Genomic DNA, 13,328 nt, shown 5'->3' with positions numbered 1-13,328 from the left:
TTTACGATATTCAATTTGTATTTGATAAAAATAGTATTCAAGCTTTAGGTAATCAGGGTGGAGACAATAACCAAGGTGATAACAGTAATCAAGGCGGAAACGATAACCAAGGTGGAAGTAATAACCAAGATGGTAACGATAATCAGGGCGGAAACAACAACCAAGATGGAACGAATAACCTAAATGAAAATCCAACAGTTGATCCGAAAAATTTAAAAGACGGTCAGTACGATATTGCTTTTAAAGTGTTAAAAGATAAGACTGAAGAAATTTCAATGATGAATCAATATGTTGTAAGTCCAGCAAGATTAACTGTGAAAGATGGTAAGAAGTATGTTGCAATGACACTAAAAAATAGTGAATGGATTACAAAATTCCAAACAGAAAATAATGGTGGATTTGCAGATGCGAAAGTAGTAAGTGAAGATAAGGCTGCAAATACAAGAGTCGTAGAATTTGAAGCTAATGATTTATTTGCAAAATTAAATGCAAAAGTAAAAGTAGATATCGATTCAATGAACTACCATCACTTCTACGATGTACAAATTCAATTTGATACAAATAACATCGGAGCGGTAGGAACGATTAAAGAGGATCCAAAAAAAAATCCGAAGAATGATCCGGAAAATCCAGTAACTACACCGAAAGTAGATAATGTAAAAACAGTAGGAACTCCTGATTTTAACCGAAATGCAGATGGTAAAAAGAAAAATGAAGCTACAAATAATGATGCGAAAAAAGAGAAAAACTCAAAAACTGCAGACACAGCACAGCTTGGGTTATACATGGTGCTACTGCTTGGTTCACTTGCTTTACTAGTTCGTAAATATAGAGCAGGTAGATTGTAATTTTTGAAGTCTTGATGCATGTTGGCGTGCATCAAGACTTGTTTCATATTGTATGGAAAGGAGTGGTGATTGAGAGTGAAGAAAATTGCAAGTGTACTAATGGCTATTATTTTATTAGTGAGTATAGCTGGGTGCTCATCATCAAAGAAAGAAACGGCGAAGCAGGTAAAGAGCGAGAGTAAAGAGAGAGTTGTTGCAACGACAGTCGCTGTAACTGAAATTATGGATGCATTAGAAGTAGATTTAGTTGGTGTTCCAACAAGTTCTAAAATTTTACCAAAACGATATAAAGGTTTACCAGAAGTAGGGAATCCGATGAGCCCTGATATGGAAAAAGTAAAATCATTAAAGCCGTCAGAAGTATTATCCGTGACAACACTTGAATATGAATTAAAGCCAGTTTTTGATGGTGTGGGTATGAAAGCAAACTTTTTAGATTTAACAAGTTTGAAAAACATGCAAAATTCAATTAACGATTTAGGTAAGAAATATGGACGCGAAAAGCAGGCGGAAGAAGTTGTGACTAAGTTAAATAAAAAAGTCGCTAGCATTCAAAAAGAAGTAAAAGGAAAGAAAGAACCGACAGTGCTTATTTTATTAGGTGTTCCGGGGAGTTATTTAGTGGCAACAGAGCATTCTTATATTGGAGATTTAGTAAAACAACTAGGTGGTAAAAACATTGTACAAGGTGAACAAGTAGAGTATTTAGCTTCTAATACAGAGTATTTAAAGAAAGCTGATCCAGATATTATTTTACGAGCAGCACACGGTATGCCTGATGAAGTTGTAAAAATGTTCGATAAAGAATTTAAAACGAATGACATTTGGAAACATTTTGCGGCAGTTAAAAATAATCGTGTTTACGATTTAGAAGAGCGTTTATTTGGAACGACAGGAAACTTAGCAGCAATTGAAGCGTTAGATGAATTGAAAAAAATGATGTATCCGTGATGCATTTTAATATAAAGGAAGAGTGGAATGAATAAAAAAACTTGGAGTTTCCTCATTGTTACTGTATTACTTATTGTTATGACATCATTGTCAGCAATGAAAGGGAGTTTAGAAATAGGGATAGTAGACCTTGTACAAGGAATATTTACAGGGGCTAATGAAGATGTGGAAGTGATTAAAGATTTACGTTTCCCGCGTATTATTATTGCGCTGTTCACTGGGGCGGCTCTTGCTGTTTCAGGTGTGCTCTTCCAAGCTGTTATGAAAAATCCACTTGCTGACGCTGGTGTAATCGGGATATCTTCAGGAGCAAGTTTTATGACGCTTGTTATTATTACGTTATTCCCGCAATTCTTTTTCTGGACACCAGTATTCGCCTTTTTAGGTGGTGCGTTTGCATGTTATCTCGTTTATGCCTTTTCATGGAAGTCAGGGTTAAGTCCACTTCGCATTATTTTAGTTGGTATAGCTATTAATGCGATGTTCACTGGATTAAGTGAATCGTTCATTACGATTTGTGGATATTTCATAAAGAGTATTAAGCAAACGACGACTTCTAACATAACGATGAAGACGTGGGGTGATGTAGAAATAATGGTTACGTATGGAACAATTGGTCTTATTCTTGCTCTGTTTGTAGGAGCTTGGTGTAACTTATTATCACTACAAGATAAGACTGCGAAAAACTTAGGCTTGCACGTGACGAGAGTTCGTCTTATTATCTCTGCTATTGCAGTACTTTTAGCGGCAGTATCAACAGCGATTGCAGGTGTTATTGCTTTTGTAGGATTACTTGTTCCGCACATTTCGAGACAACTAGTTGGTTCAGACCATAAAGTGTTGATTCCATTTTCTGCACTTGCAGGAGCGTTATTAATTTTGACGGCGGATACGATTGGAAGGTTAATTGTGCCACCTAACGAAATTCCAGCGGCGACGATTATGGCAGTTATTGGTGGCCCATTCTTAATATTCTTGCTTAGAAAGAGTGATAAAGTTCATGGAAATTAAAAATGTAACCTTTTCATACGATAATGTAACAAATCGTTTAAAGTCTGTTAGTAGTGAAATAGAAATTGGGAAAATTACAACAATCATTGGTCCGAATGGTTGCGGGAAATCAACATTACTTGGTGTTATGTCTAGAAATCATGCTCCTAATAGTGGGGAAGTAATACTTGATGGAAAGGCGATTAGTGAGTATAAACCGAAAGAGTTTGCTAGAAAATTAGCTGTTGTCCATCAACAAAATGAGGCGCCAGCAGATATTACAGTGGAAAAACTAATAAGCTTTGGGCGTATGCCATATAAAAATGTTTTTTCTTCGCAAACTGATGAAGATAGAGAAGCAATTGAGCGTGCACTAACATGTACGAATTTGCAAAGTAAGCGTGAAAAGCCAATTCATGCTTTATCGGGCGGAGAGAGACAGCGAGTTTGGATTGCGATGACATTAGCTCAAAGTACACCAATGCTTTTCTTAGATGAACCGACAACATATTTAGATATTTATTATCAGCTAGAAATATTAGAGTTAGTGAAAGAATTAAATGAAGTGTATGGATTAACGATTGTGATGGTACTACATGATATTAATCAAGCCATTCGTTATAGTGATCATATTATCGTTATGAAAGATGGGGAAATTGTTACGAAAGGTAATCCTAATGAGGTAATAACAGAAGAAATGGTTAAAGCAATATACGGTGTAGATGTCGTTGTAAAACAAGACGAAGATACAGGGTTATACATGGTACCAATGGGAATTTAAAGGATGGGCATAATCCGTTTTGAGGTGATAATTTGAATAGTAAGAAAGAACGGAAAAAGAATTCTTTTTTTCAACGAATACTTACAATTGTATTTTTAGGAATCTTTTTCTATTCAATGTATGAATTGGGTGGGATTTTCATGGATTATTATGAAAATCGTAAAGTAATGGCTGAAGCGCAACATATTTATAAGAGAAGTCCAATGGAAGAAAAATCAGAAGATGGGGAAGTACGTAAACAGTTTCAAGCTCTCCAAAAAATTAATCCAGAAATAGTGGGATGGATTACGATGGATGATACACAAATCAATTATCCAATCGTTCAAGCGAAGGATAATGATTACTATTTATTTCGTAATTATAAAGGCGAGGATATGAGAGCGGGAAGTATTTTTATGGATTATCGTAATGATGTGAAATCTCAAAACCGAAATACTATTTTATATGGTCATCGTATGAAGGACGGTTCTATGTTTGGAAGTTTAAAAAAGATGTTGGATGAAGATTTCTTCATGTCCCATCGTAAATTGTATTACGATACATTATTTGAAGGATACGACGTTGAAGTTTTTTCAGTATATACGACAACGACGGACTTTTATTACATTGAAACGGATTTTGAAAGCGATGCAGCGTATACAGCGTTCTTAAAGCAAATTCAAGATAAATCCCTTTACAAAACGGATACGAAATTGACGGTTAATGATGAAATTATAACACTTTCTACATGTGACTATGCACTTGATCCAGAAGCAGGAAGATTAGTCGTACATGCGAAACTAGTAAAAAGACAGTAAATAAAAAGTATAGAATATGAGAAGTGGTAACGCTTCTCATATTCTATACTTTTAAAAAAACAGTTTTTACTGTGCTGCAGCCATTGGCATACGTACAACTTTCACATCATAGTAAGAGATTTTATTATCGAGAATATAATCTGGCATTCCGCCTTGATGTGAGTGAGCTGCTTTAAATGCTGGGCTCTTTGTCCAACCTTGGAAATCTTCTTTTGCATTCCAGCGCGTGCTAATTGTTACCTCGTCATAATCAACTGTATTTTGCGTTAGAAGAACTTCTAATCCTAAAAATCCTGGCATTGTTTCGACTTGACCTACTTTATTAAAACGATCAATTAATTTATGTCCATTTCCCTTTGTGATTTTAGCTGTATTTGTAACAATAATCATGTTTATTCCTCCTATAAGTTGTAGCCTTTATTTTCGAGAACTCATATACATTAAATGATAATGAAAATCATTATCATTGTCAATGGTAAATATGAAATATATAAGTATTTTTTCTATTATGTTGGACAGTAAGATTTCCATTTCAAAATGTAGTAAATAGGTGGCGGTTAAGCGAGAGAATGAGTGAGTTGTACTAGCAAAGCAATAATATGGTATAGTGAAACGAGGCTGTTTTTTCAGTCTCGTTTTTCAAATGCTTCCTATAGAGAAAGCATGCAAATGGAAAGGAAGTTTTTATATGCGATCAGAAGTAACTGTAAAAATAAAACCGAAATTTATAAAAGAAATTAAAAGTGGATATCCGCTTATTTTAAAAGATGCGATTCAAAATTTAAATGATGTTCAGGAAGAAGGAACAATCATTAAAGTGGTAGATGAGAAGAACCACTTTGTCGGAAAAGGTTATTATGGAAAACAAAATAAAGGATACGGCTGGATTTTAACGAGAAAAGAGAGTGAACAAATTAATCAATCTTTCTTTGAAAGTAAAATAAAATCTGCCTTACATAAACGAAAGCAATTTTACAAATCAAGTGATACGACAGCATTCCGTGTTCTAAACGGTGAGGGTGATGGGCTTGGAGGCTTAATCATCGATTATTATGACGGCTATTATGTAGTAAGTTGGTATAGCGAAGGGATTTATACTTTCAGAGATGAGATTATAGCAGCTCTTCAAAAAGTAGCAAATTTTAAAGGTATTTATGAGAAGAAGCGTTTTGATACGAAAGGAAAATACATTGAAGGCGATGATTTTGTAGCAGGAGAGCGCGGTGAGTTCCCGCTTATCGTAAAAGAGAATGGTGTGAACTTTGCTGTTTATTTAAATGACGGAGCGATGGTTGGGGTATTTTTAGATCAGCGTAACGTGCGAAAACAAATTCGTGATAAGTATGCGAAGGGAAGAACAGTGTTAAATATGTTCTCTTATACAGGTGCCTTTTCTGTATTTGCAGCGCTTGGTGGAGCGAGCAAAACGACGAGTGTCGACCTTGCAAATCGTAGTTTAAGTAAAACGATTGAGCAGTTTAGTGTAAATGAAGTTGATTATGAAGCGCAAGATATCATTGTAGAAGATGTATTTCTTTACTTCAAATATGCAGCGAAGAAAAAAATGAAATTTGATATGGTCGTACTTGACCCTCCAAGCTTTGCGCGTTCAAAAAAATATACATTTAGTGCAGCGAAAGATTATAAAAACTTATTAAAAGAAGCAATTGCCATTACAGAAAATAACGGGATTATCGTTGCTTCAACAAATTGTAGCGCATTCGATATGAAAAAGTTTAAAGGGTTTATCGATACAGCATTTAAAGAAATGAATGGCAAATATAAAATATTAGAAGAACATTCTTTACCAGAAGATTTCCGTACAATCGATCAATTTAAAGAAGGAGACTATTTAAAAGTAGTTTTCATTGAGAAAATTAAAGGGTAATAAAGAAAAAGGAGCTCGAGTTTAGTTGAGCTCCTTTTCTTATTGAACGATATTTTGTACTCTGCCGACTTGCCCGTCCTGCAAGCGCACTTTAATGCCATGCGGATGGGAAGGGGAGTTCGTTAAAATATCTTTTACAATGCCACGTGTTAATTTGCCAGTTCGTTGATTTTGTTTTAATACAATATCAACTTCAAGGCCGGGTACGATATTAGAACGTTTTTGTCCGTTCATTTATACACCTGTACGTCTACGTTGGTTGTTTGTTTTCTTTGTTTGTTGGTTTTGTAGTTTTTTTGTTTCTTGGCTTTGGTTTTTTGTATTTTGACCATTACCGTTACCTTGCTTTTTCTTTGCAAGTTGTTCACGCATTAAATCAGCTAAGCTTACTTTTTTGTTTTCTGACATGATAAGTCTCCTTTATATAAAGTTAATTATGAACTATCGTAGTAAATTTCATCATATCATTGTTATGGAAGGAAGGGAAGTTGGTTTGAAAATTCATATAATTGTTTCCAGTCTGTAGTAGTTACGATACAATTAAAATGTTAATGTTTGTAAAAAAGGGGATAGATATATGTCACATCATATTTTATTAGTGGAAGATGATATTTCAATTCAAGAGATGGTGCAGAAGTATTTAATAAAAGAGGGCTTTCAAGTTACAATCGCGTCTGATGGAGAGGAAGGCGTGAACACATATTTACAAGGTTCATTTGATTTGATTATCCTCGACATTATGATGCCAAAGTTAGATGGCTTAGAGGTTGTACGAATCATTCGAGAAAAAAGTGCAGTACCGATTTTAATGATGTCGGCAAAAGATACAGATGTTGATAAAGCTGTTGGATTAGGACTAGGAGCAGATGATTACATTTGTAAGCCATTTTCTATGATTGAATTGGCGGCGCGTGTAAAAGCGGGTATTCGGAGGTCTACGAAATATTCAGCTACAGAAACAACAGAAAAGATGATTCAAATTGGCGATTTAACAATCGATCCAATTAATTTTACTGTGGAAAAAAACGGGAAGCCTCTCAAACTTACTTTAAAAGAATTTGAGATTTTAAAACTGTTTGTAAAGAATCAAAATCGTGTATTTACGAAAGCACAAATATATACGCTAATTTGGAACGAAGAGTATTACGGTGACGATAACGTTATTAATGTTCATATGAGAAGATTGCGTGAGAAAATCGAAAGTGATCCATCTAATCCAGAATACATTAAAACGTTATGGGGTATCGGTTATAAGCTGGACGTGATGTAATATGGTCAATTTGTTAATAGGTATTATTTTTATATTGTTATGTGTCATTTATCTACAATATAAAATGAGGAAAAATAATAGCAAAAATTTGCGATACACATATGAAAAATTAGAAAGTATTGTTAATGAAAAAACAGGCGAGAAGTTACTCGTTATGACAGATGATCTAGAATTGCAAAAGTTGTTAGTGGCAATTAATCAATTGTTAGATGCGAAACAGAAAACGAATGCTGATCATGCGAAAGTAGAAATTTCGATGAGAAAAATGCTTTCAAATATTTCACATGACTTGAAAACACCACTAACAGTTATTCTTGGATATACAGAAATGTTAAATAAGGATAAAACGATAAATAAAGAAGAACAACAAATATTACTTGAAAAGGTGCATGTGAAAACATTAGAAGTAATGGAACTGATTCATAAGTTTTTTGATTTAGCAAAACTAGAATCTGGTGACAAGGCAATCGAGATGACAAAAGTAAATATGAATGAAGTTTGCCGTGAGAAAATTTTATCTTTTTATGATTTAGTGACGACGAAAGGTTTTCATGTTCATATTAATATACCAGAAAAAAATATATATGCACTTGGAAATGTAGAAGTATTAGGTAGAGTATTGAATAATTTAATATCAAATGCAATTACATATGGAGATGATGGAAAGACGCTCGGTATGACGTTAAGAGATGATGAAACGAATGTGTATATAGATGTATGGGATACAGGAAAAGGAATTGATGAATCTCATATTGATAAAGTGTTTGAGCGTATGTACACACTTGAAGATTCCAGAAATAGATTGTACCAAGGAAGCGGTCTAGGTTTAACGATTACGAAAAGGCTTGTAGAAGCGATGGACGGAGAAATACATCTTTTTAGTAAGCCGTATGAAAAAACAATTTTTACAATTGTATTAACAAAGATGCAGTTTTAGCTTGTAGAGAAGTAGATTCTACAAGCTTTTTTTTCAGCGTAAGGAATTTGTAAGGAACGGGTAAGAAAAAAGAGATTTCCGTTGTCTATTATAGAAGTATAAAGTAGTGCGAAAGGAGAAAACGACATGACATATATATTAAAAACGAATCAGTTAACGAAAGTGTTTAAGGGGAAAGAAGTTATTTCTAGCGTTAACATGCATGTGAAAAAAGGAGAGATATACGGTTTCTTAGGACCGAATGGTGCTGGTAAAACAACGATTATGAAAATGATCACAAATTTAATAAAACCGACGAGCGGTGATATTGAAATTTTCGGTGAGAAGTTAACGGATACATCTTATGAAGTATTAAAGCGCATGGGGACAATTATCGAATATCCAATCTTTTATGATAAATTAACGGCGAAAGAAAACTTAGAATTACATTGTGAATATATGGGCTATTACGATAAAAACGCAATTGACCATGCTTTACATTTAGTAAAATTGCAAGGGATCGATAATAAAAAAGTAAAAGATTTTTCATTAGGGATGAAGCAACGACTTGGTATTGCAAGGGCGATCATGACAAAGCCAGAATTACTCATTTTAGATGAGCCAATTAACGGTTTAGATCCAATTGGTATTAAAGAGTTACGAGACTTATTTAAAATGCTCTGCAAAGAATATGGCATTACGTTATTAGTTTCTAGTCATATTTTAGGTGAGATGGAACTAATGGCGGATACAATTGGTGTAATTCAAAATGGAAAACTAATAAAAGAAGTTTCAATGCAGAGTATTAACGGAAAACAAACAGAGTACATTGAAATTACTGTTCCTGATGTGAAGCGTGCAGCTTATATTTTAGAAGATAAACTCGGTATAAAAAATTACAAAATAATGAGTGGAAATATGATTCGCGTGTATGAATTGAAGGCGACGCAGCAGGCTATTTCAAAAGCACTTATTATGAACGATGTGGAAATAGAAAGTATGAATAAGAAACATAGTTCCTTAGAAGAGTATTTCTTAAATGTAATGGATGGAGAGGGCATTCATGCTTAATGGATTGTTAGTGAATCTAGTGAGTGGATTAATCGTAATGTTTATAAGTGCAATTTTATATTATAGAAAACCTGAGCGGAAATGGTTGTTAATTATAATAGTGATAGGAATGATGAGCGTAGTTACTGCTGGAATTAGAATGTTAGTAGCATAGAGATAGTTATGTCAGTAATGGAGGCTTGGTTTATATGTTTAAATTGATGAAACTTGAATGGAAGAAACATAAATTATCTAGTTATTTTAAAGGGGTAGCAATTTGTATTATAGCAATTTTTGCTGCGGTAAGCCTTATGGGGATGGGAGTGAAAGGTGAAGTAGACGCAGCCCTCACTGATTTCACAAAATATATGACTTTAGCAAACATTTTTATAAGAATGACATTTCTTATTTTTAGTGCAGTCATTTTATCGCGTTTAGTAATTGATGAATATAAGAACAAAACAATGCAACTATTGTTTATGTACCCATTACAAAGGAAATTGCTAATGAGGGCGAAATTAACAATTGTTTTTAGTTTTTGTTTTATCAGCATGATTATTGCTACGTTCACTATTAGTTTGCTCATATTTTTTATGAACCCAATGATGGGGTTAATTGAAACACCTATTACGATGGGTGAAATAATAGCTACTGTTCCAGCTACCTTTATAAGTGCATTTATGATATCTGGTATAAGCTTAATTCCTTTATTTTTTGGGATGAGAAAGAAATCTACACCGACAACAATTACTTCTGCAGTAATAATTGGGATGCTAATGAACAGTAACGTAGGTCCTGGAAGCGGTCAAGTAAGTATGTATGATTTTATATTTATCCCAATTGTACTCTGTTTATTAGGAATTTTTATTAGTTATTTATCGTATCGTAAAATCGACAAGATCGATGTAGCATAAAACAATAACGAACTGGGGTATGAATAGTGAAAAAAATAATAGTAATTGCAATATTATTCATTACAATTGCTAGTGCGTTTTTTTGTTTTAAAGTATTTCAGGGGAAAGATTTTAAGAAAGAAAAGTCTTTTGAGATAAATAATATAAAAGAAATAGAAGTGGACAATGAAAACTGGGATATTGAATTTAAAAGTACAGAAGCTAACAAAATAGTCATTTCGGCTCAAGGTAAACGTTTAGATAAAGAGGTAGATCCTGTCGAAATAGAACAGGCAGGGAATAAAGTTATAGTTAAGCAAAAACAAAAGGCGACCAGATTTTTTAATGGTTTCACGTTTAGGAAGAAAAATAGTATATGTATAGCTATTCCGAAGAAAGAAATAGATAAAATTGTATTAAATAATAAATCGGGTGATGTGAAAATAAGCGATATAGTAGTAAAAAGTATCGTGACAAAAAGCAAGTCTGGAGATGAAATGGTTGTAGGACTATCAGCTGAGAAAGGTGAATTCATATCGCAAAGTGGAGAGTTAGCTGTAAAAGATAGTTCAGTACAAGAATTAAATATAAAGTCTACGACTGGTGATAACTATATAACAAATGTAAGTAACTCAAATATGAACATCACTTCAACATCGGGAGAAGTATTACTGAAGGATATGAAAGAAGGAAAATCGTTATTTGTAGAAACAAAATCAGGAGATATTGGCGTACGGTATAAAGGTGTTCCGACTTCTTTAAAACTTACGGCTAAAAGTAATTCGTCTGACGTAATGGTGAATGTAAAAGGACTTAAGAAAGATAAAAATACAGAACATGTAAAAGCAGGAACCATTGGTGATGCGAAAAACGAAATGAAGATTTTAAGTAAAACAGGAGCGATTTATATCGATTAAATTTCAAATGAAAGGAGGACTATTATGCTACGTCTTATGAAGCTAGAAATGAAGAAGTTTAAGCTTGGATGGTATGTAAGGGGAGCGATTATTGCAAATATCGCTATACTGACATTACTGATCTTTACGAGCATCGTTTCTCAAATAGAAGGCGATCCAGAAATAAGAGATCCACAGATGGTTTTGTTAATGGCTAGTACATTAGTAAGAGCAACGTTTATTATTTTTGGTAGTGTGTTAATCGCAAGATTAATAATTGGTGAATATAAAAACAAAACAATACTACTTATGTTTTCTTATCCAATTAACCGAAAGAAAATGATGGTTAGTAAGTTGATTATTACAGCAACATTAACATTTATAACAGTTATTTTATCTAATATTTTAGTAGTAGGAGTTTTCTTTGGGATAGATAGCTATTTTTCAATTCTTCCTCATTCATTCACAGTAGATCAATTGATGCAAGAAGGGATAAACCTTGTTCCTTTAGCCGTTGCAACTGCGGGAATAAGTTTAATCCCACTATATTTCGGAATGCTTAAACGTTCAGTGCCAACTACAATTGTTTCATCAATTATCGTTGTATCAATTGCAATTAATAACACCCCAATGTTTTCAACGGCAACTTTTCTTCCCCTTCAACTAGCATTGGCAGCAATTGGAGTTGCCATTGCATATTACGGAATTAAAAATATAGAGAAGGAAGATATAACTGTATGACGAGAATACGTAAAATAGTTTCACATGAAACAAGTTACAGAAAAAGACAAGATGTGTAAACACCTTGTCTTTTTCTGTAGTTACATTTTAGGAGCTTCCATTCCAGCTGTAGCCCATTCTTCTTTTGCAGGACCATATACGCCAGGAACTGTTAAGCCAGCCTGGCGCATTAAAACTGTCATTTGTCCGCGGTGGTGATTTTGATGATTAATGAGTGTCATTAAAAATATAGAATTTGGCATAGGGCGGCCAAAGAAGTCATTAATAGTAGTTAAGTCTTTATCCGTCCATTCGCTTTGAAGTGCTTCAACAAAAGCTGTATTCACTTTACGATATCCATCTGCAATTGTTTTTGCTGAAGTTGGTACGGGATAATCTTTCGTTTCTCCTTCAAACTTTAGCCCTGTGCCAGATAGTATAACAGGAATTGCCGTCACGATATGCCAAGCGACTCTTCCTAACGTCCAGTGCCCAGGTGCGATTTCTTGTGACAAAGATTCATCTGTTAGTACATCGAGTATTTTTTGAGTAGACTCAGTCTCGTATGTCCATGATTGCAAGAAGCCTTCAATTGTTTGGTACATAGTTATCCCTCCTAGTTATGTTCATAGGTTACATTCGTGAAAAAAAGATAGTTTCCTTTTGGCCTATAAGAACAAATAAAAAAGAAGACTCCTAACAAGAAGCCTCTTTTTTATTAACTTTCTTCCCACTCTCCCTCATCAACTATAAGAAATAAGGTGCTCCAAGTACGAGAACATCAAGTGGTTTTATTAAGAAAAAGAATTTCGTTTGAGTAAGAAGGCAAAAGTACAAGCAAAAGGGGTAAAAATCGCATGTAATAATTATTAGAATGTACGGAGTAAAGTTATTCTGGGGTATTTGATAGGTGTTTTTTTATTTGTTGCTTATACTTAAAAGATTGAATTTGAAGGAGGGGATCAACATGTCTTCATGGCGCAATAATATAAATGGGTATTGTGAGTGTAATAATCAAAATGGTGTACATGTTGATTCGTGTTGTTTTAGTTGCGATGGGACAGTGCCTAAGCTAGGTCCAACTGGTCCGACGGGAGCAACGGGTCCAACGGGAGCGACAGGTCCAACGGGAGCAACGGGTCCAACGGGAGCGACAGGTCCAACGGGAGCAACGGGTCCAACGGGAGCAACGGGTCCAACGGGAGCGACAGGTCCAACGGGAGCAACGGGTCCTACGGGAGCAACGGGTCCAACGGGAGCGACAGGTCCAACTGGGGCGACGGGTCCAACGGGAGCAACAGGTCCAACCGGAGTGACAGGAATAACGG

Annotated in this window: 17 protein-coding genes and 1 pseudogene; 14 read left to right on the top strand and 4 right to left on the bottom strand. The window is 34.5% G+C overall.

The window, feature by feature from the left end:
* The 5 genes from MR083_RS24310 to srtB all read left to right on the top strand — a co-directional run.
* Positions 1-848: NEAT domain-containing protein (locus MR083_RS24310; RefSeq protein ID WP_242269958.1), on the top strand; the 848-nt coding region annotated here is incomplete at its 5' end.
* Between the two features lie 69 nt (positions 849-917).
* Positions 918-1,799, top strand: coding sequence for a heme ABC transporter substrate-binding protein IsdE (isdE, locus tag MR083_RS24305; protein WP_011040739.1), 882 nt, complete (start codon positions 918-920; stop codon positions 1,797-1,799).
* 27 nt (positions 1,800-1,826) lie between these two features.
* Positions 1,827-2,810, top strand: coding sequence for a FecCD family ABC transporter permease (locus MR083_RS24300; protein WP_242269957.1), 984 nt, complete (start codon positions 1,827-1,829; stop codon positions 2,808-2,810).
* Positions 2,800-3,570 carry an ABC transporter ATP-binding protein gene (locus MR083_RS24295; RefSeq protein ID WP_000403753.1) on the top strand — a complete coding sequence of 257 codons (771 nt, stop codon included), beginning with the start codon at positions 2,800-2,802 and terminating at the stop codon, positions 3,568-3,570. The genes MR083_RS24300 and MR083_RS24295 overlap by 11 nt, the downstream gene beginning before the upstream one ends.
* A gap of 32 nt (positions 3,571-3,602) precedes the next feature.
* The gene (gene srtB, locus MR083_RS24290) at positions 3,603-4,367 is read left to right on the top strand and encodes a class B sortase (RefSeq protein WP_001086114.1); all 765 of its coding nucleotides are present in this window, start codon (positions 3,603-3,605) and stop codon (positions 4,365-4,367) included.
* A gap of 66 nt (positions 4,368-4,433) precedes the next feature.
* Here srtB and isdG read toward each other — a convergent pair whose 3' ends face one another.
* Positions 4,434-4,757 (bottom strand): heme oxygenase, encoded by a 324-nt coding sequence (gene isdG, locus MR083_RS24285; protein ID WP_000587815.1) that lies wholly within the window; start codon positions 4,755-4,757, stop codon positions 4,434-4,436.
* Between the two features lie 298 nt (positions 4,758-5,055).
* On the opposite strand from isdG, the gene MR083_RS24280 reads away from it, so the two are divergent.
* A complete protein-coding gene (locus MR083_RS24280; RefSeq protein WP_001255962.1) occupies positions 5,056-6,255 on the top strand; it encodes a class I SAM-dependent rRNA methyltransferase in 1,200 nt (399 codons plus the stop codon).
* A gap of 39 nt (positions 6,256-6,294) precedes the next feature.
* Here MR083_RS24280 and MR083_RS24275 read toward each other — a convergent pair whose 3' ends face one another.
* Together MR083_RS24275 and MR083_RS24270 are read right to left on the bottom strand one after the other, a co-directional pair.
* Positions 6,295-6,489 carry a YwbE family protein gene (locus tag MR083_RS24275; protein ID WP_001014318.1) on the bottom strand — a complete coding sequence of 65 codons (195 nt, stop codon included), beginning with the start codon at positions 6,487-6,489 and terminating at the stop codon, positions 6,295-6,297.
* Entirely contained in the window at positions 6,490-6,663 is a 174-nt protein-coding gene (locus MR083_RS24270; protein ID WP_001293581.1) for a hypothetical protein, read from the bottom strand.
* A 169-nt stretch (positions 6,664-6,832) separates the two neighbouring features.
* Between MR083_RS24270 and MR083_RS24265 the strand changes: the two genes are divergently transcribed.
* The 7 genes from MR083_RS24265 (at position 6,833) to MR083_RS24235 (ending at position 12,021) form a co-directional block, all read left to right on the top strand.
* Positions 6,833-7,525 carry a response regulator transcription factor gene (locus MR083_RS24265; RefSeq protein ID WP_000018053.1) on the top strand — a complete coding sequence of 231 codons (693 nt, stop codon included), beginning with the start codon at positions 6,833-6,835 and terminating at the stop codon, positions 7,523-7,525.
* A gap of 1 nt (position 7,526) precedes the next feature.
* A complete protein-coding gene (locus MR083_RS24260) occupies positions 7,527-8,462 on the top strand; it encodes a HAMP domain-containing histidine kinase (protein WP_011040738.1) in 936 nt (311 codons plus the stop codon).
* 126 nt (positions 8,463-8,588) lie between these two features.
* The gene (locus tag MR083_RS24255; protein WP_016718626.1) at positions 8,589-9,512 is read left to right on the top strand and encodes an ABC transporter ATP-binding protein; all 924 of its coding nucleotides are present in this window, start codon (positions 8,589-8,591) and stop codon (positions 9,510-9,512) included.
* Positions 9,505-9,666 (top strand): hypothetical protein, encoded by a 162-nt coding sequence (locus MR083_RS24250; RefSeq protein ID WP_000931764.1) that lies wholly within the window; start codon positions 9,505-9,507, stop codon positions 9,664-9,666. Before MR083_RS24255 ends, MR083_RS24250 begins: the two co-directional genes overlap by 8 nt.
* A 34-nt stretch (positions 9,667-9,700) precedes the next feature.
* The gene (locus MR083_RS24245; protein WP_000475537.1) at positions 9,701-10,405 is read left to right on the top strand and encodes an ABC transporter permease; all 705 of its coding nucleotides are present in this window, start codon (positions 9,701-9,703) and stop codon (positions 10,403-10,405) included.
* 26 nt (positions 10,406-10,431) lie between these two features.
* Positions 10,432-11,301 (top strand): DUF4097 family beta strand repeat-containing protein, encoded by an 870-nt coding sequence (locus tag MR083_RS24240; RefSeq protein WP_000720985.1) that lies wholly within the window; start codon positions 10,432-10,434, stop codon positions 11,299-11,301.
* Between the two features lie 24 nt (positions 11,302-11,325).
* A complete protein-coding gene (locus tag MR083_RS24235; protein ID WP_000945203.1) occupies positions 11,326-12,021 on the top strand; it encodes an ABC transporter permease in 696 nt (231 codons plus the stop codon).
* A gap of 80 nt (positions 12,022-12,101) precedes the next feature.
* On the opposite strand, the gene MR083_RS24230 is transcribed toward MR083_RS24235, so the two are convergent.
* Positions 12,102-12,605: a DinB family protein gene (locus MR083_RS24230; protein ID WP_242269956.1), complete on the bottom strand. Its 504-nt coding sequence runs from the start codon at positions 12,603-12,605 to the stop codon at positions 12,102-12,104.
* A gap of 362 nt (positions 12,606-12,967) precedes the next feature.
* Here MR083_RS24230 and MR083_RS24225 point away from each other — a divergent pair.
* A pseudogene (locus tag MR083_RS24225) lies at positions 12,968-13,328 on the top strand (collagen-like protein); the annotation flags it as partial.

Origin of the sequence: Bacillus cereus group sp. BfR-BA-01408 (genome assembly GCF_022663305.1) — a bacterium.
Taxonomy (GTDB): domain Bacteria; phylum Bacillota; class Bacilli; order Bacillales; family Bacillaceae_G; genus Bacillus_A; species Bacillus_A pacificus.
This window is presented reverse-complemented; position numbering and strand designations above follow the sequence as displayed.

What these genes read in the sequence shown, in the direction of transcription:
- MR083_RS24300 (WP_242269957.1), top strand. Translation starts at nt 1,827, where the DNA reads ATGAATAAAAAAACTTGGAGTTTCCTCATTGTTACTGTATTACTTATT.
- MR083_RS24295 (WP_000403753.1), top strand. Translation starts at nt 2,800, where the DNA reads ATGGAAATTAAAAATGTAACCTTTTCATACGATAATGTAACAAATCGT.
- isdG (WP_000587815.1), bottom strand. Translation starts at nt 4,757, where the DNA reads ATGATTATTGTTACAAATACAGCTAAAATCACAAAGGGAAATGGACAT.
- MR083_RS24280 (WP_001255962.1), top strand. Translation starts at nt 5,056, where the DNA reads ATGCGATCAGAAGTAACTGTAAAAATAAAACCGAAATTTATAAAAGAA.
- MR083_RS24275 (WP_001014318.1), bottom strand. Translation starts at nt 6,489, where the DNA reads ATGAACGGACAAAAACGTTCTAATATCGTACCCGGCCTTGAAGTTGAT.
- MR083_RS24270 (WP_001293581.1), bottom strand. Translation starts at nt 6,663, where the DNA reads ATGTCAGAAAACAAAAAAGTAAGCTTAGCTGATTTAATGCGTGAACAA.
- MR083_RS24265 (WP_000018053.1), top strand. Translation starts at nt 6,833, where the DNA reads ATGTCACATCATATTTTATTAGTGGAAGATGATATTTCAATTCAAGAG.
- MR083_RS24260 (WP_011040738.1), top strand. Translation starts at nt 7,527, where the DNA reads ATGGTCAATTTGTTAATAGGTATTATTTTTATATTGTTATGTGTCATT.
- MR083_RS24255 (WP_016718626.1), top strand. Translation starts at nt 8,589, where the DNA reads ATGACATATATATTAAAAACGAATCAGTTAACGAAAGTGTTTAAGGGG.
- MR083_RS24250 (WP_000931764.1), top strand. Translation starts at nt 9,505, where the DNA reads ATGCTTAATGGATTGTTAGTGAATCTAGTGAGTGGATTAATCGTAATG.
- MR083_RS24245 (WP_000475537.1), top strand. Translation starts at nt 9,701, where the DNA reads ATGTTTAAATTGATGAAACTTGAATGGAAGAAACATAAATTATCTAGT.
- MR083_RS24235 (WP_000945203.1), top strand. Translation starts at nt 11,326, where the DNA reads ATGCTACGTCTTATGAAGCTAGAAATGAAGAAGTTTAAGCTTGGATGG.
- MR083_RS24230 (WP_242269956.1), bottom strand. Translation starts at nt 12,605, where the DNA reads ATGTACCAAACAATTGAAGGCTTCTTGCAATCATGGACATACGAGACT.